Consider the following 17,549-nt stretch of genomic DNA (forward strand, 5'->3'; position numbering starts at 1 on the left):
CTTCAGACCGCGTCACACCAGCCTTCTACCAGCACGGAAGGTGACACGGGGCAGAAAACCGAAAATCTAGATCTCAACCCGGAACAGGCCCTAGCCAGGAGCGCGGACACCCATGCCTGAACGCGGGACTTCGGCCGGAACCCTGCCTCGCCCGACGAAGACGACACCGCCCCGGTGGTGAGCCCGAAACAGCACGAGGACCTCGGCGATCACACCGCCGGGGTCCTGCTATCCCTTTCGGCCGTATCTCGGCTGACCCTCTACGGACGTTCCTCGTCAATTCACAGCGAACAGCTCACGCAACGCAAGCAGCGACGGCAATGACGTCGATTCTCGTCAACATTTCTGGCTGGGTAGATCATCAACTGCCTCCGGAACCCGTGCACAAGTGCTGTCGCTCGACGTGAACGAAGCCACTTGGCGGGACCCTATTGCACTGGTACGTTCCGGTGATTCGGATCACATGAGGGGGGCCATGACTTCCAAGAATCGACACCTCATCGCTGCGGCCACGCTTGCACTCGGGCTGGGAATCTCGGCCGTCGCAGCCCCGTCAGTCAACGCGGCCGAGCCCACCGGGCTGCGTGCCAACTCGACTCGCACGTTCGCGTCGTACCAAGACGCCGTCCCCGGGGTTGCACCATCGGACGCTGACGCGACCGCGGTCTACCTGGACCCCTCGGGCCAGGTGATTCCTAGGACGGACGCGACTGACGCGACTACGGAAGCAGCACTTGCCTGCACACCAGTCAGCGGCAGGGACAACCCCCATCGATCCTCCACCGGCGTGGCCGTTTCCGGTCACGGATGGTGGGACAAGGGCTCTTGCAGCAACAACCGTGCAAACGTGTACAACTGCCTCTACGAGTGGTACGCGGACAACACCTGGCGACAGAAGACGTGTTCGCCGGTCAAGGAGCTCGCACCGGGCGGCGGCAGCAGCAATCGGACGACGGCGCGCAGAGACTGCGACAACACGGTGTACACGTCGTGGCGCAATCACGTGGATGTCGACGTGATTGGGGAGGCCGACACGGCCGAATGGCCCTATAACCAGGCAAACGTCTATTGCCGGATAAACTAGGAAAGGAAAGTCGCTACTGAAGGGCCGCCAACGCGGAATGGAAGACAGGGACACAGCCCAGCCTGGTCTGGTTCCCGGGGCATGTCAGACTGCTGGAACCATGTTTGCCGCCCTTTACGGGGAGCTGGTCCCGCATGACTGGCGTGGTCCTGAGCCAGAAGGTGACGCGTACTCGCTTTTCTACCAGCGGTCGATCGCCATGGGTTGGCTCGACGACAGGTCGGCCGGGGGTGGCTTCGAGGACCGCATGCTCCGCGCGCCCGGGCTGTGGGGCATGAACGACGCCGGGTGGAACCACCCGCTCGCCGCTGCCGGAGCGGGACTGATCTCGTGGTTCCAGGTCGAGGCCAGCGCGGTGGCCGACGACCGACCGCTACCGGTGCAGCCGTTCCTGCGGTGCGCCGAGGACGCGACAGCGCGGGCCGGCACCCCGAACCTGTCTGCGGTACAGGTCCTCCTGCCGGTACAGGGGCTCGACCCCGCGACGCGGGCGCCATACGCGCCCGTGCCGGCGATGCAGACCAAGGAGTGGTTCGCCGAGTGCGCCCCGGAAGCGAGAACTCCGGTCGAGGTCAGCGTCAACAGTGGCCGGGACCCGTCGGTCCCCGCCGTCGCCCAGCGGCTCACGGATCACCTCGGTCACTTGAGTCAGGACGTCTTCGTATGCACGTCGTACGACGTCGGCAGTCCAGAAACTGTCCTTGCTCCTCTATTTGATGACAGTTTCTGGAACGGCCCACCCCTACATGGGGTGACTCTGCGAGGGGAACTCTCCGAGTGGTCGTTGGATGCGATCGGCTGGCTGAGCGAGGTGATCGCTGACTCCAGCGCCCACCTCGGGGTCCGTTCGCCGCTCCTGCTCACCGTCACACGCCTACCTCGACAACGCTGAGGTCCTCGAGGAGCTCGCCGAGTAGAACCCCACCGCAGCCGCTGGTCGCCTGCAAGGCCCTGTAGGCGCCGATTCCGGGGACAGCGCGATCGCCGGCGACCTACGCTGACGCGCGTACTGACCCCACCCAGAAGACGGCTGTTGAACTCGGACCGGCGGGAAAGCTCTGGACCACCCGGGCCACCCGCAACCTCACCGCCACCCTGGAAAGGCTCCGCGTCGACCGCCAGCTCGAAGAAGCCCTTACCCACGGCGCCGACCCACTCCACCTGTCCCTCGTCTTCGGCATCGACGAGAAGACCGCCATCCGTTATGCGGCCTCCGCCCGCCAACTTCTGGAAACCGCCGCCGAACAGGTACTACAGCCGGAGATCTTGAGGGTCGGTGATGGGTGGGATCGGCTGGTGGTGGGCCCAGGGGCGGAGGCGGTCCGGGAGTGGGTCTCCGCGGCGTCGGTAGTGGCTGACCGTGGCGCGGGTCTGGTGGAGTCGGCGCCATAACTCGCAGGTCAGGAGGGTCTCCACGGGGTGGTGGGGGTTGAGGTGGGTGGCGGCCAGGCAGTGCCGGATGGTGTGGACGGAGAGCCGCAGGAGCGGGCCGGGGATCAGCCAGCGGCCTCGCTCTCGTCGATGCTCGGGGCTTTTCCCTGATCGGGGTCCTGCTCCAGGTCGGTATCCGGCTCGGATGCGAGGGCCTGGTCGGGTTCGGGGATGGCGGCGCGTTGAACGCTGAGGAACGCGGTGGCCAGCATGCAGGCGGTGACGTGGCGGTGCCAGGGGGTCCACTTGCGGACCTGGTACTGGGCCAGGCCGACGAGCTGCTTGTTGATCTCGTTGTCCTCCTCGATCTGCCAGCGGCCGCCGGCCCGGGCGATGATCTCCGAGACCGTGGTGCCGGCGGGGGCGTGGACGAGGAAGTAGGCGATCTCGCGGTGGAGCCGGCCGTCCTTGCCGCGTCGGTTGGGGTGCACCGAGCGCCGTAGCACCAGCCAGTGTGTGAAGCCGTCGGCCGGGTTCTCGTCCTTGACCTGCACGGCGAAGGCCGTCCAGTCGTAGAGGCGCTCGCCCTTGGCGCCGTCGCCGCAGGAACGGCGTTCCCACTGGTCACGGGCTTTCGCGTAGTGGAGCAGGTCGTCGGCGCGGCGCACGGCCGGCTGGCGCGGCTTGCCCGGCGGGCCGTCGAGGGGGAGGTCGACCGGGACGCCGAACACGTACGGTACTTTCCGCCCGTGGCACCAGGTTCGAAGCTGCGGGTCACGGCCGTAGCCGGCATCCGCCAGGACCCAGGAGAACGGCACGGCGCCCGCGCGGGCCTGCTCGAGCATCGTGATGGCCAGCTCGGGCTTGGTGGCGAAGGCGATGTCGTCGGGCACGCCGGCCTCACGGCATCGCTCGCGGTCGTCCGTCCAGTCCTCGGGCAGGTACAGGCGGCGGTCGATGAAGGCGTGCCCGGCGGTGGTGGCGTAGGTGAGCATCACCATGGTCTGGCAGTTGCGAACGTCGCCGGTCAGCCCGCAGTGCTGGAAGGCCACCCCGACCGACTTGGTGCCCTTCTTCTGGGCCTGGGTGTCGTCGATGACCAGCGACGCCTCCCCGTCCCCCAGATGAGAGACGACGTAGTCGCGGACCGCGTCCCGCAGCCGGTCGGCGTCCCACACCGATCCGTTGAGCAGCCACTGCATCCGGTCCGCGGTCACATGCCCGGCCCGCTCCGACAGCGTCCAGCCGTTCTTCTTCGGCAGCTCCGCCAGCAGCCCCTCGATGAACTGCGCGAACACCACCCGTGGCTCCGGCCGGTTGAATAAGTACCCCAACAACGCGGTCAACGAGGACAGTTCGGCATCCCACTCGGCTATCTGCTCAGCCGTCACACCCAGCATCATGCCCGGTCAACGACACCACACGGGCTCCGTCACAAGATCTCCGGCTGTAGTACGGGGACAACCCCGAAAACGCTGTCTGCACAAGCTCGTTGACATCCTTCATGCGAATGTCAACGACCCTCACGACTCTCCGTTACCACCGAAAGTGAGACAGGGCCGTTAAATTGACACACCCCCCAGTGATCGCAAATGGGGCTGGAAAGCAGCGCAACGACTTGGAACATCCGTGCAATTTTCGTGCGGTCGTGCTTGCGTGCGATGACCCAGTGGCCGTGGGGGCTGCTGGGTAGCGTCTGCCTGAGGAGAGGCATGTCTTCACGCGCCACAGGAACAACTCACAGACGAAAGCAGCTCAATCCGAGACGCGCCGCCGTGGCCGTCTCTGTCGCCATCGCTCTCGCGGCCGGCACCGTGCCGGCGCTCGCCGCCGAGCCCGGCCCGAACCAGGACGCGCCCACGTCGATGTAGGGCCAGGGCGGCGAGAAGGCGAAGATTCCGCCGGTCAAGGTCGGCAAGACGCAAGCGCCCGATGCCGTACGGGAGAAGGTATCGGAGCAGATCGCCCGCTGGCGGGACGCGCAGCAGCAGCGCGCCGAAGCCACTACTCCGCCTACTGGCGCGAAGGCGCGGGCCGCGCTCGCGACGGAGGTGCCCAAGCGGCAGGGCCAGGTCCCCTGGCACCAGATCTCCGACGTGAGGGTGACGGACTCGCTCGTGGCACGGATCAACTACTCCACCGGCAACCTGATGCTCGCGGGCACAGACCTGCAGATCGCCGGCGTTGGCAAGTCCCTGCAGCTGACCCGTACCTACAACTCCCTGGACGCACCGTGGGGGAAGGTGTCACAGCGCTGGTGGAGCAACTACGAGCGCTACCTGCAGATCGAGGACACGCGAGTGGTGCTCTATGACGCCACCGGCGGCTCCGTCGTCTTCACGAAGAAGACCGACGGCACGTACGCGACCCCCAAGGGCTACCGACTGGACCTGGAGAAGTCGGGGTCCGAGTACGTCGTGACCGAGCGCGGTTCAGGCTCGAAGGACACCTACAGCGAGTACGGCACCTTCCTGAAGGTCTCCGACCGCAACGGCGGCCACGTCTTGGTCGACCAGCACGACGAGGGCACTGAGCACAAGGGCTTCAAGCTCACCGACTCCCGCTCGGGACGTTTCATCGACCTGGTCAAGACCGACGCCTCGCAGTGGCAGGCGAAGGACAACACCGGCCGCACCGTCGTCTACGACCTCAACCCCGCAGGCGATCTCGCCAAGTTCACGGACAGCGAGGGCAAGGCCACAGAGTTCGGGTACGACGCGGACCGCCGCCTCACGAAGATCACCACGCCCGAAGGGCGGGTCACGGTCTTCACCTACGACGCCGACAACCGCGTCACCTCGATGAAGCGGGCCACGGCCTTCGATGGCTCCGGTGAGACAGGACCGACCTACACCTACACGTACACCAGCGGTGAGGGCTCCGCCGGTACGACAACGGTCACCGACCCAGCCGGCAGCATCACGAAGTACGAGCACGCGGCAGACGGCGAGATCACGAAGGTCACCGACGCGCTCGGCAAGACCCGCGAGCGGACCTACGACGCCAATCTGAACCTCGAAACGGCCGTGGACGCGATGGGTGTGGGTGGGACCCCGGGCAACGTCACCGCTTACGGCTGGGACCCCCGCTCCAACCCGACCTCCGCGAAGCTGCCCACCGGGGCGACCTCGTCGGTGAGCGGCTATCAGACAATCGCTGGGGCCGACGTCACCGGCAAGGTCACCTCCGCGGATGGAGTGGAGGTGAGCTACAAGTACGACTCCGCGGGCAACACCACCGAGGAGACAGTGGCCGGAGCGGACGGCGGGACCCGCACCTTCGCCTACAACCCGGCCGATCCCACCTGCGGCGGCTTCAAGGGCCAGCGCTGCGAGATCAAGGACGCCAACGGCAAGGTCACCAAGTTCGTCTATGACGCCAAGGGCAACCTGATCAAGGTCACCCCGCCGTCGCCGCTCGGCGCCACGACGTACACCTACGACAGCGCCGGCCGCCCAGAGACCATGACCGACGGCCGGGGTATCAAGACGGTCTACGTGTACGACAACCGTGACCGGATCATCAAGGTCTCCAGCACGAACTCGACCGTCACCTACGCCTGGGACGGGGACGGCAACCTCAAGCAGCGCTCGGATTCCACCGGCGTCACCAAGTACGATTTCGACCCTCTGTCCAGGGAGACGGTCCGCACGCTGCAGGACGGCTCGCAGACCGTTCTCGTCTACACGGCCGAGGGCAACGTCGAGTCCTACACCGACCCGTCCGGCACGGTGAAGTACAGCTACGACAAGGTCAACCGGCTGATCTCGCTGACGGATCCGCAGGATAAGAAGGCCACGTACGAGTACAACGCGAACGACGCCAGGACCAAGACCACACTGCCCAGCGGCATCGTGGAAACCATCACTCGGGACAAGTCCAACCGCGCCGAGCGGATCACGGCGACCTCCGACACGGAGGGCACCATGATCGACATCGCCTACAACTACTCGTACAGCAGTGGCGGCATCACCAAGGACGGCACGCAGATCCGCACCCGCACCGACGCGGTCGACGGTCTCAAGCGGACCTTCGAGTACGACTCCGCCGGGCGCCTGCGATACGCTAAGGAGATGGCGGGCGGCACCCTCAATAACAGCTGGCTGTACTGCTACGACAAGGCCGGCAACCTCACCTCGCAGAACGGCAACCTCCCCGGCTTGCGCGCGGCCTCTGCCGGTAACACCTGCCCCGGAGGTACCACCTACACGTACGATGACGCGTCACAGCTGACCGCAGTCAACGGCAGCAGTGACGGCTGGTCCTACGACAAGGCAGGAAACGAGACCGCCGCCCGCCCCACTGCGGAAACGGCTCGCAGTGGCGGACAGTGGAGCGACTACTCCCAGCTCACCTCGCTGACCCAGGGAGGCAAGGACTACCGGGGCCGTTACGCCTCCACCGACCAGTCAGAGCGCACCCAGTTCGGCGACACCGTCTACCACAACGGACCCGTCGGACTGTCCGCCCAGACACAGGGCGGAGTGGACATGAACTTCATCCGCGAACCGTCTGGTCGCGTCAACTCCTTCCGCACCAACGGGCAGACGTACTACTACCTCACCGACGCGCTCGGCACGGTCGAGGCAGTGGTGGACTCCAAGGGCGAGAAGATCAACTGGTACTACTACAGCCCCAACGGCATCACCGACGCCACCGAACAGGTCCCCCAACCCCACCGGTTCGCCGGAGGCTACCAGGACCCGACCGGGCTGTACCACTTCAACGCCCGCTACTACGACCCGGCCATCGGCCGCTTCACCCAGCCCGACCCGTCCGGCCTGGAGGCTAACCCCTACCTCTACGCCTCCGGCGACCCCACCAACGTGATCGATCCCACTGGCCTGTGGGGGTGGCGTGACGCGCTCGGGGCCGTCGTCGGGGCGACCGTAACCGTCGCCTTCACCGTGGCCGGCCAGCCCTTGGCCGGTGCAGCACTCGGCGGATGCGCAGGCGGAGCCATCGCCAAGGCACTCGGCGGAGGGTCACTGTCTGAAGTAGGCGAGCAATGCCTCATCTGGGGCGGAGCCACAGCGATCGGTACGGGCGCGCCCATGGCGATCGCCAAGTACGGCAGGTTCATCAACTGACCCCATCCATCTAGGCAGCTGTGGCGGGCGAACCACTTCATCGCCCGCCACAGCACCATCCGGCACGAGGAGGCTGGAAGGTCCCATGGCTAAGTTCCGAAGTCCACTGCTGTGGTGGAAGGCCGCCTCACTTCTCTTCTGCGCAGTTGTTCTCTCGCTCGCAGTCCGCTGGGACTACCCCGAGGTCGCCATTGCAAGTGTCGCTGTTGTGCTGCTCTTCAACGTTGTTGCTCTCGCCAGGCACTTGGTCAAGGCCAGGCAGAACAGCGACGCGCCCACGAGCAGATCTGAGCTCATCACCTTTGACTGGCCACTCGCTATCGCCATGTGCGTACTCATCCTCCCGATGACCGCACTCTTGGTTGCCTACCAGGACGATCCTCAGTGGAGTGCCATGCTGATCGGCACCACCGTCGGAACCGCATCTCTCGTGACCATGCGCTACACCCAACGCCGCTGAGCGGCGGCCGCCTGATCACGCAGCAGTGCCGTACGCTTCCACCGACAGTCAGAGCGCACCCAGTTCGGCGATACCGTCTACCACGACAGAGCCGTCAGGCTGTCCGTGCAGACGAAGGCTGGGGAGGTGCAGGGCTTCTGGGGAAGATCTCAGCTCTGCGCCTGCCGAAAACCCGTCCGTGCTGGTCAGGCAGCGTGTCGGTACTCGTGGATGACCCCGCCGAGGCGGTCGTGTCGGCGTATGTCGAGGCGGGCGATCCGTCCGGGTTCGAGGGGTTCGGGAACGGCGCGCAGGGGCGCCGTCTGGTTCATGGCCTGGTGGGGCCGGTGGGCGTTGTGGTGCTGCTCGAACTCGCGGAGCGCACGGAGGAGATGACGCTCATTCCAGATCAAGGTGCGGTCGAGAAGCTCGTGGCGGCAGGTCTGCACCCAGCGTTCCATGATCGAGTTCATTCTGGGGATCCGCACGCCGGAGAGGACGACCTGGATGCCTGCATCGGCGAGGATCTCGTCGAACAGGGCGGGAAACTTCATGTCGCGGTCCCGGATCAGGTACGTGGCCCGCAACCCGGCGTCCTCCAGGTCCATGACCAGGTTCCTCGCGGCCTGGGCGACCCAAGCCGCGGTCGGATGCGCGGTGGTGCCGAGGACGCGCACGCGCCTGGTGGCATGCTCGATGACGGCGAGGATGTACTGGCGCTGTCCAGTCAGAGTGACGGTCTCGATGAAGTCGCACGCCAGGAGTGCGTCGGCCTGGGAGCGCAGAAAGGTAGCCCAGGTCGTGGTGGTCCGGCCGGGCGCGGGCGCGACACCCTCGGCCTTGAGGATTTCCCAGACGGTGGAGGCGGCGACCTTGACGCCGAGGATGGCCAGCTCGCCGTGGATGCGCCGGTAGCCCCACGTGCTGTTCTCACGGGCCAGCCGCAGCACGAGGGCGCGGACGGAGCGCACTGTGCGTGGGCGGCCGGGACGCTTGGGGCGGCAGGTCTTCGCGTGACGGTCCTTCATCAGGTCCCGATGCCAGCGCAGGATCGTGTCGGGGCGGACCAGAAGCCGCACTCGGCGCAGCGCCTCGCGGGGCAGCGGGGCAAGGAGCGCGGCGAGAAAGGCCCGGTCCGCGCGCGTGAACCTGACCTTCTCGGCACCGAGTTGTCGTTCAAGGAGGGTGATCTGGTGGCGCAGGACCAGGATCTCCGAGTCCTTGTCCCGGTCGGACATCGGCAGCAAACGCAGGGCGGCGAAGGCGTTCGTGACGGCCAGGTAGGCCAGGCGGAGCAGCACGAGTGATCATATGCACCGGTCGCAGGGCTCCCGAGGGCGGGGCGACGTGGTTGCAGGCGATCAGGGCCGCGACCTGCGCGGATGAGTTTTCGGCAGGCGCACAGTTCCGCGGCGGGCGCTGACCCCGCGCCGACGCCCTCGCGAGCGCTGACCTGTAGCGAGCAGACCGGGAAGGTAGAAAATGCCAGGCTGCTCTAAGCACCGGACCCGTAATCTGCCTGTATGGCCGCTGCTGATCGTGAACTGCTCTCTCGGACCGCCCGCAACGCTGTCCGGGGACTGATGAGCGATCTCGTGGCAGGGGCGATCGGCGAGTACTGGGAGAACGAGCACTTTGCCGCAGATCCCGATTTCATTCCCGGCGAGGGCGGGGTCCGCAAGCAACTCTTCGACTCCTACGCCGCGTCCGTTGACTGGACCGACCACGACCATGTGACCCGGGCCTTGCGGGTGTTCGAGAACATGCTGCGCCGCCTTGACCGCGAGAGCCGAAAGTTCGGTGGGGACGGCTTGCCTGCTGACACGGTGGCGGAGCTGCGAGAGGCGTTCGCGCGGGACGGCTGCCGCCTGGACGATGAGCTCCGCCTGCACACCGCACGCATTGACCACCTGGTCGTGCACGCCGACGCTCTGTCCGAGGCATCGGGCATCCACGCCGAACTGGAACGGGTTCGCAGGTTCGGGGCCGATTACCCCGACGACGCAATCGGCGCTGCCAAGCAGCTCATCGAGGCCACCGCCAAACTCGTGCTGCTCAAGCGCAACCTGCCGGTCGACGAACGCCAGGACCTGCCCGCGCTGATCAAGCAGGCACAGCAGGCTCTTCACCTCCACCCCGCGGCCGTGCCGACGGCCCGCAACAGCGGGAGCCCGGACAACGCCGACAGCATCAAGCGCATCCTGGGCGCGTTGACCTCGGCTGCCATCGGCGTCGCCGAACTGCGCAACCGGTACGGGACCGGCCACGGACGGCTAGCCGCACCCACAGGGCTCGGACCCCGGCACGCCCGCTTCGCCGTCGGCACCGCCGCCACCTGGTGCGAGCTGATGCTCGACACCCTTGCCGACCCTAAAGCCCCCTGGCGCAAGGCGGCCCCCGCACTAACCCCGCCTGCGGGGAACGCACCCGCAGCCTCATCCTGAGCCCGCGCGAGCTGGAACTCCTCATAGGAAAGGGCAGCCGGTGGCACCACAGCAGCTCACCGTCGTCACCCGCCAGCGCCTCATCGACCTCCTGGTCGTCGAGAAGGTCTGGTGGTGGGGCGCTCTGGACGAGGTGAGGTTCCTGGAACGCCTGTACGACCTGGGCACCCTCGAAGGCGATGGCTACCGGCGTCTCACGGCCAGAGAAGACATCTGGCAACACTGCATCAACAACGACGACTGGCCGCCGGAATGGGTGTTCACGGATTCCCGCTTCGGCCTCAGCAGCGACTCTCCACAGCCGCTCTTGAACTTCCTTGCCGAAATGCTCCACCCCGTGGTGCGGCGTGACCCGGCCGAGGTGCAACGTCTGGCCGAGAAGCTCAACGACATCCTCACCAAAGACGGCTTCGAGCTCTATCCGACCGAGTACATCAGCGGGCTGCCGGTCTACGCAGGCGGCCCCCGAGCGTCCTTCCACGGCGCCCGGCCGGACTTGAAGTTCGAATCACGACCGCTACTGACCGACCCCCGCGTGCTCCACGAACATCAAGAGCGCATTAGGGCCGGCCTGGAACGCGACCCGGCCGCAGCGATCGCCTCGTGCAAAGAACTCGTCGAAAGCCTCTGCAAGATCATCCTGGAGCACCAGGACATCGAGTTCCCGCCCGGCGAAGACCTGCCGCCGCTGTTCAAACGCGTCACGACGCTGCTAGGCCTGAACGCCGACGCCGTGGCCGACCACGCCAAGGCCAGTGCCACGGTGGTCAAGATCCTGCGCACACTCACCACGACGGTGCAGGGCCTGGCCGAGCTGCGCAACCAGCTCGGACTCGGCCACGGGCGCACCGCACCGAGTCCAGCGCTGACCCGCCACGCCCGGCTGGCACTGAACAGCACCGTGACCGTGACGGAGTTCGTGCTCGACACCTGGCAGGACCGCATCGATCGAGGGAAACTCCCACCCTTATCTCAGTAACCTCGTGCCGAGTGAAGTTCGAGGGCGGTGAGCTTGACTCGCCTGCTCGTGCTGGTCGAGGGGGATCGCCGCTGCTCCCGGTACCGTGAGTCGGGGATGTGCGCGGGGCAGCAGGTCCGGCCCGGCTCCGCCCCGCTACTTGAGTCCATGGGCGGCGGCGATGTGGGGCCGTTGAGCGAGTAGGGTTTCGAGGCGGCTTTCGGGCCACAGGTCGATGTAGGGCGCTGTGCCCTCAGCGTTGTGGTGCTCTGCCCAACTCACGGCGTCCGCGGTGAACCGGCCGCTGGTGGCGATCACGATTCCGCGTACGAGTGGCGGACTCCACAGTTTCCCCGCGGTGGCCGTCTCGACCACCGCGGCAGCGTTCACCGACCGGCTGCGCCAGTGCTTCGCCTGGACGATGACCCGCTCGGTGCGCACACCGCCGGATCCGTCCCGAAGGACTCGGTCCAAGGAGAGATCGCGGCCGCGGTCGGGCGCGCGGGTCTGCATGAGCCATTGGACATTCGCGTGCTCGGGGATGCTGCGCAGGAGGTCGTAAAGGAGTCGCTCGAACCCGTCGTCGTCCAGCCGCTCCCAGGGCAGTGCGAGGGTGGCGGAGCCGGTGAGGTGGCCGGAAGCGGCTTGCCCGAGGTCGATGTCCGGAACGGGCAGGGGGTCACTGTCACCCAGAAAGTTCACTGTGATGGCGGCGCGCACGTCGGGCCAGTCAAATTCGACGATGTCATGCCAGTCGTGTCCCTGGCTGAACCGCATGTGCCGGTGCAGGTCCCACCAGCGGCTGGTGTCGTTGGCCGCATCACCCGGGAAATCGCCCAGGAGCCTTGCGATCTCCCCGACGGCCGCCTTTATCTGTTCGGTCTGGTCGTTCTGCAGTTTCTCGTGGGAGCCCCGCCCCACGCCTTTCAGGGCGACAGGGAGCGAGGTGTCGACGGTGGAGATGAGTTGCTCCAGGCGGCATCGGGCGGCGCGTCGGCGGGCACGGTCGAGGCGGTACCGGTACGCGGCGATGTCCGCACCCGGCTTCTCGCCAGCGGCATGTACGGCGTCGGGCAACTCGTCAATTTCTAGGTAGTCGATGAAGGCCTGTCCCATGGCGGCGATGTCTGGAAGAGGGTCGGTGATGGTCCAGCCGTCGATTGGCGGAAGACCTGGAAGGAGGTCCGCCCAGGCCATCGCGAGGTCTTCGTACGCAGGATGCGAACCGCGTTGCGGGCCGTCTGGGATGAATGGCCTTGCGCGCTCCCACACGCTTTCCAGCTTGCTCAGGTTCGCCGCTGTTCGGTCCATTGCGCGTAGGAGTTCTTCCAGGTCCATCCGCACAGACTCGCACTCCGCGATGGGGACTGTGGAGGGTTTGTGCTATCAGAGACACGTGTAGGTCGGCTGAGGCCTCGCGGGGCAGTCGTCGCCTTGTGTCGGAGGTGATCAGGCTGCGCACGGTAGCCGTGTGGCGGCTTGGCGTACTCGAGGGTCGGGCCATGGCCCGATCGCATCCGGGCGCATCAGCGATGCGGTCCCGTACGGCACCCACACCGGACTGAGGGCCGTCGCGGTTTGCTGACCCATATTTTGCAACCTGATGCTCAAGGACCGGGTTGCCGGCTTCGGCACGGACCTCGCATTGCCCTCCGAAGGCCCTATGCTGCCGCCCACTCCAGTCCGAGGCCGACCAACGCGGCTGTCCAGGAGCGGTTCTTCTCATCAGTAGTTGGTGGCCTGGCCCGCACTGATCAGTTTGTGGTGCGGCGGCGGGCAGGGGATTGGAGTGCGCCAGTAGCTGCAGTGATCGCAAGTGCTGTGCTGGGGCAGGGACCTGGCCTGCGGGTTCGTCAGTTAGCTGGGTGGGCGATCAGGTCGTGTCATCTGCGCCGTGCAAGGTTCAGATTGAGTGATTGTTGGTATGTGGCGGCGCTCCGAGTTCGCTGGCGGCGTTGCCTGGCCAACGCTGCTGCTGCTGTGTTCGCGGTTTACACCGCCCGTGCCGTCGGCCGTGTCGCCACGGGCTGGCCGGCGGCACGGCCGGTGGGCGGTCGGCGGTGTGATCAGGACGCTGCCCGGAGAGCGTGTGGGGGGCGCGGACGGGGTTCGGTCCGGGCGGTGGGGTGGCCTCCGCTGCCGGGTGGTCTGTGCGATGGGATGCCCGCGGCTCCGCCCGCCGGAGGCCGACCGGGCGGGTTGGACGTGCTTTTGACCTCGATCACCGTGTACTTGCCGTCGTGCACCGCGAGCATGTCCGGCTGCCAGGACGCCGGAGCGTGTAGCGTCTTTCCGTTGCGGGCGGCTTCCGACGCCAGGTAGATCTGCATGCCGCTGGCGATGGCCTCCTCGAGCGCGGCGGGCGGCAGCAGTTCGACGAGCCGCCCCCACACCTGGTCACTGGCCGAGGCGCCCGGCCCGGCGCCCGGCGGGGCTGCCCCGCTCGTAGGGGCGGACGCCGTGCGTAGCAGGCGCCGCCACGCGACCTGGCGGTCCGGGGCCGTCCACTCCTGCGGCAGCCCCTGCGCGGCGGTGGCCGCCGCGGTGCTGCCGGCCTTGGCAAAGGCGGCCGTCCACGCGGTGCGCTTCTCGGGCGGGATGCCGCAGCCGGTCAGGAACGCCTTCAGTTGCTGCTCGTCGGCAGGGATGGCGTCGCGGTTGACGATGCGGGCAGCGCTGCTGACCGGCAGGGCGAGCGGGTTGCCCGAGCGGTCCCGGATGTCCCGCAGACTCGGTGCTCCGGCCTGTTCCCACACCACTTCCAGGGCCCGGCTCAGGTCAGCGGCGTCGCTGATGAACTCGGGCCGCGGGGCGTGCAGCTGCGCCAGCCGGCCGCGTTCCTCGATGCGCGCGCGCCGCCACAGCTCGCCGGCGTCCCGTACCGCTCCCGGCCCGCCGCCGCAGCCTTCCACGTAGGCCTCGACCGTCGTGTGCTTGGCCACCACGGCGCCGGAGGCCGCCCGCTTGAGCGTGGCTGGCGACAGCCCTGTGAGCCGGGCCAGTTCCTGGTAGGTCATCCCGGTCGACTGCCGCCGCAGGCGCAGGTACTCGGCCAGCCGGCCCCGGGCGGGCCGGCTGTGGTCGACGGGGTTCTCTCGGCGTCCCATCCAGCGGCCTCCTACTTCCCGGCGGCGGCGCGCAGCACTGCGCCGGCCAGCGACGTCAGGCGGCGGCGGCCGCCGCCGACGGCCACGACCGCTGCCGCGCCCAGGGCGCCGCAGCCGCCCAGCAGGATGAAGATGTCCTGCAGGGGCATCCCGGTGACGTGCAGAGCACCGCCCAGGACGGGGAAGGAGACGGCGGTGAAGGCCTGCGGCGCGCCGAGCCGGGATGGGGCGTCCGGCGGGGATGGCTCGGTGGGGGGTGCGAGGGTGGTGTCGGTCGGCATGCGAAGTCCTTTCGGCATGCCCGGGCCCCAAGGGAGCGGCGGACCGGGCGTGGAAACTGCTACTGGCTGCAAGTCCCATGTGCACAGCGGCGATTGGCGTCGCTTGCTGCGCTGGGCGTACTTTCATCATTCCAGTCCGGGGCCGTTCCCCGCAGAGCGGTCCCTGACCCTGATATCCCGTATGACGGAAATGGTCGTTTTTTGGTTCGCTGGTGTCCAAGAGAGCGGTTCTCACTCCCTCGCCCCACGTCTGTGCCTGACCAGCACCGGTGTCACGCCGCCGCGACTGACGACCGCCTCACCCGCCGGGATGGTTCATGCGCGTCCATGCTCGGCTTGCCGTAGTCCCTGTCTATGAATGATGGTGGGTCGCAGAACACCACGAGGCCGGTCGTCCCGGCCCGCGAACGTCCTTGACTGCTACTGGCTGCAACCGATGCCGACAGGGACACCCGGCAGAGCCCACGTTGGCGCGTGGCCTGCCCGCACCGAGCCGGCACCCGTCACGCGGGCGCCGGCTTCGTCGTTCCGCCCCGGCCCCACTCGCGCCCGCGACCGACGTGCCGAGGTCCGCAGTGAGCAGGTCGTCGATCAGCTGCCCGGCCACCGGGGACCGCGCGGCCCGGCACACCCGGGCGGCTCCTCTCGCCCCGTCCGGGCCCGGACCAGGACGCCTGCCTCGGCCGGGAAGAGCAGTCCGGGCCCCGTCGCCTGCAGTCGTCAGCCGGCCTCACCCCAGCCCGTTGCGTACAGGCAGGGCGGCGGACGCCTCGAGTTGGGCGGGCCTCGACGCTCAGACACTGACTGTCGTCAAACCCTGAAGCCGAGGCGCCGACGCAAGCTGGCGCTATGGCAGGCTGCCTGTTCCCTCTAGGTAGAGGCCGGTGTTTGGCCCGCGTCGGCCGGGTCGGCGGGCGGTAGTGCTCCGGGTGGCGGGTCGGGTGGCGGCTGGGGAGTGGCGGCGAGAGCTGTGGCCTGACGGTAGTTGATGATGGCTTGGATTCTTTTTTCGGGGTCTGTTATTTGGTCGAGCGTGGCTGCGAATTTCTCGTCGACGATGTTTCCTTTTCGCTGGCGGTTGTGGTCGAGGATCAGGCTGGTGAGGGGGATGGCGAGGTAGGCGGCGATGACGATTGCTCCGACGGCCCACCAGGGTGCGCCGCCCAGGGCGCCGGCGAGGACAGCGGGCAGTCCGGCCAGGAGGCCGGTGATGGGGGCGAGGGAGGTCGAGTTCATCGCGTGGATGCCCTTCCGGCACGTGACGGCTGGGCCGCCTCATGCCTGAACGAGCCGCGGGAGGGCGGCTGGGACGGGGTGAGGCGGCACAGGTGTGCCGTGGTGTGAGGGCATGCCGAGGACCGGCGCCGTGTTAGGGCGGGCCGGTGGTGTTTTACGGCAGGCCTGTCAGCCCCTTGGAAGACCGGTTCGTTGGTCCCGTGGGGTGTTTTTCCCTGCGGGTGCTGGCTGATCTGCGTAATCGGGTGCGGCACGGCAGCCCGTGGTGGCGGCGTGCCCTCTGGTACGTGGTTCTGGGGTTCCCCCTGGTCGTGTTGCTGCCGGTGAAGCCCCGCTTCCTGGGTCTGCTCGCCTGGCTGTTGCTGCCGCTGAGCGTCGCCTCGCTGCGTGCATGGGTGAGCATGGCCGAGCTGGACACGCGGTGGGTGATGTGGCGGCGAGGCATCACCGTACGGGCAAGGTTCGAGTCCGACCCGCACAGCGACAGCACCAGTAGCTACATTGTCCACTTCCGCACGCTCGACGGCCGGAAGGTTACAGCGAACGGGCAAGTGCGAGGGCGCCGTGAGGAGATTCGATACGACCCGCAGGACCCCTCACGTGTGCTCGCGCCGACCCGCGTGGCCTGGCTGGGGGTCGCCGTGGCCGCATTCATGGTGATCGGTTTCTGGGGCGTCGTCTTCAGTATCCCGGCGGTTCTCTGGCTGATTGGGTTGCTAAGGCCCGTCCCGTAACTGGCGGGCCCTCCATACCGATCCCCAGATCAGGCTGTGTCAGTGGCTGGTGAGAGGCTTACAGGGTGCTGATCAAGGGATACGACGGCCCGCTGGTTGCAGGGGAGTCACTGCTGGCTCGCCCGGGCTTCTAGTCGAACTACCTCATGGCGATGTGCGGTGGCGGAGCTGGTGCTGAGCGTCCGGTTCCGGAGTGGTTCGGTGATGACGGAGCTGATACCGACGCCTTGTCTGAGGCCCTCTTCGACCCCGAACACTGGCCGGTGTTCCGGGTACCCGCGGCAGACGGTCCTGGGGCCGTCGTGGTCTACCGCAACCTGCCCGGCGACTACGGCATCGACTACCTCCTCACCCATCCAGGCCGGAGCTACGCACAGCAGATCGCCAGCTGGGAAGGTGACCTTTCGGGGACCGGGCTGACGTGGCTCGAACTGGTCCGTATCGCCGACAACCCCGCAACCGAAGCCGATGGTGCCGAGGATCCCGAGGCCCGTCTCCTACTCGTCCTTCCCCTACTTAACGACCTGGACGTGCCGGAGGCGGCGCCGGCAAGGCTCAGTGCAGCCCTGGCCTCGGCAGGAGCCCCGCAAGACACCGCCCCCAACACGGCGGAGCACCTGCTTACCCACCTGATGAGGGGATCGCGACACGACCCCACATGGGATTCGCCACTGAGCGGCAACTAGTAGGGCTTTGTTAGGTACCCCGAGTGATCATCTCCAGATAGGTTGTGATGTTCTTTCAGGTGTGACACCCGAGGAGATGGAGAAGGTCCGCGCACGCTTGGAGGCGTTCGCGGAGGAGA

At 67.2% G+C, this 17,549-nt stretch carries 14 protein-coding genes; 8 read left to right on the top strand and 6 right to left on the bottom strand.

The features are described from left to right. The first annotated feature begins 475 nt into the window (after positions 1-475). Both AB0915_RS33485 and AB0915_RS33490 read left to right on the top strand, forming a co-directional pair. Complete coding sequence (locus AB0915_RS33485; protein ID WP_366694638.1) at positions 476-1,084, top strand: hypothetical protein; 609 nt, start codon at positions 476-478, stop codon at positions 1,082-1,084. A gap of 100 nt (positions 1,085-1,184) precedes the next feature. Next, positions 1,185-1,976 carry a hypothetical protein gene (locus AB0915_RS33490; RefSeq protein ID WP_366694639.1) on the top strand — a complete coding sequence of 264 codons (792 nt, stop codon included), beginning with the start codon at positions 1,185-1,187 and terminating at the stop codon, positions 1,974-1,976. A gap of 604 nt (positions 1,977-2,580) precedes the next feature. Here AB0915_RS33490 and AB0915_RS33495 read toward each other — a convergent pair. Further along, positions 2,581-3,846 carry an IS701 family transposase gene (locus tag AB0915_RS33495; RefSeq protein WP_366694640.1) on the bottom strand — a complete coding sequence of 422 codons (1,266 nt, stop codon included), beginning with the start codon at positions 3,844-3,846 and terminating at the stop codon, positions 2,581-2,583. A gap of 660 nt (positions 3,847-4,506) precedes the next feature. Here AB0915_RS33495 and AB0915_RS33500 point away from each other — a divergent pair. Together AB0915_RS33500 and AB0915_RS33505 are read left to right on the top strand one after the other, a co-directional pair. Continuing rightward, positions 4,507-7,545, top strand: a complete 3,039-nt coding sequence (locus tag AB0915_RS33500) for an RHS repeat-associated core domain-containing protein (protein WP_366694641.1) — start codon at positions 4,507-4,509, stop codon at positions 7,543-7,545. 85 nt (positions 7,546-7,630) lie between these two features. Then, complete coding sequence (locus AB0915_RS33505) at positions 7,631-8,005, top strand: hypothetical protein (protein ID WP_366694642.1); 375 nt, start codon at positions 7,631-7,633, stop codon at positions 8,003-8,005. A 185-nt stretch (positions 8,006-8,190) separates the two neighbouring features. Here the strand turns inward: AB0915_RS33505 and AB0915_RS33510 are convergent, their stop codons facing one another. Beyond that, the gene (locus AB0915_RS33510; protein WP_366694643.1) at positions 8,191-9,285 is read right to left on the bottom strand and encodes an integrase core domain-containing protein; all 1,095 of its coding nucleotides are present in this window, start codon (positions 9,283-9,285) and stop codon (positions 8,191-8,193) included. 222 nt (positions 9,286-9,507) lie between these two features. Here AB0915_RS33510 and AB0915_RS33515 point away from each other — a divergent pair, with 222 nt between their 5' ends. After that, positions 9,508-10,428, top strand: a complete 921-nt coding sequence (locus AB0915_RS33515) for an abortive infection family protein (protein WP_366694644.1) — start codon at positions 9,508-9,510, stop codon at positions 10,426-10,428. A 40-nt stretch (positions 10,429-10,468) separates the two neighbouring features. Next, complete coding sequence (locus AB0915_RS33520) at positions 10,469-11,407, top strand: abortive infection family protein (protein WP_366694645.1); 939 nt, start codon at positions 10,469-10,471, stop codon at positions 11,405-11,407. Positions 11,408-11,542: 135 nt separating this feature from the next. On the opposite strand, the gene AB0915_RS33525 is transcribed toward AB0915_RS33520, so the two are convergent. The 4 genes from AB0915_RS33525 to AB0915_RS33540 form a co-directional block, all read right to left on the bottom strand. Beyond that, a complete protein-coding gene (locus tag AB0915_RS33525; RefSeq protein ID WP_366694646.1) occupies positions 11,543-12,724 on the bottom strand; it encodes a restriction endonuclease in 1,182 nt (393 codons plus the stop codon). A gap of 728 nt (positions 12,725-13,452) precedes the next feature. Continuing rightward, entirely contained in the window at positions 13,453-14,493 is a 1,041-nt protein-coding gene (locus tag AB0915_RS33530) for a helix-turn-helix transcriptional regulator (protein ID WP_366694647.1), read from the bottom strand. 11 nt (positions 14,494-14,504) lie between these two features. Then, positions 14,505-14,774 (bottom strand): hypothetical protein, encoded by a 270-nt coding sequence (locus AB0915_RS33535; protein ID WP_366694648.1) that lies wholly within the window; start codon positions 14,772-14,774, stop codon positions 14,505-14,507. 870 nt (positions 14,775-15,644) lie between these two features. Further along, positions 15,645-16,010 carry a hypothetical protein gene (locus AB0915_RS33540; protein ID WP_366694649.1) on the bottom strand — a complete coding sequence of 122 codons (366 nt, stop codon included), beginning with the start codon at positions 16,008-16,010 and terminating at the stop codon, positions 15,645-15,647. A gap of 146 nt (positions 16,011-16,156) precedes the next feature. Between AB0915_RS33540 and AB0915_RS33545 the strand changes: the two genes are divergently transcribed. Both AB0915_RS33545 and AB0915_RS33550 read left to right on the top strand, forming a co-directional pair. Beyond that, a complete protein-coding gene (locus AB0915_RS33545; RefSeq protein ID WP_366694650.1) occupies positions 16,157-16,744 on the top strand; it encodes a hypothetical protein in 588 nt (195 codons plus the stop codon). Between the two features lie 227 nt (positions 16,745-16,971). Continuing rightward, entirely contained in the window at positions 16,972-17,430 is a 459-nt protein-coding gene (locus AB0915_RS33550; RefSeq protein WP_366694651.1) for a hypothetical protein, read from the top strand. Positions 17,431-17,549 lie beyond the last annotated feature (119 nt).

The sequence above is a fragment of the Streptomyces sp. NPDC048411 genome, from assembly GCF_040704695.1.
Lineage (GTDB): Bacteria > Actinomycetota > Actinomycetes > Streptomycetales > Streptomycetaceae > Streptomyces.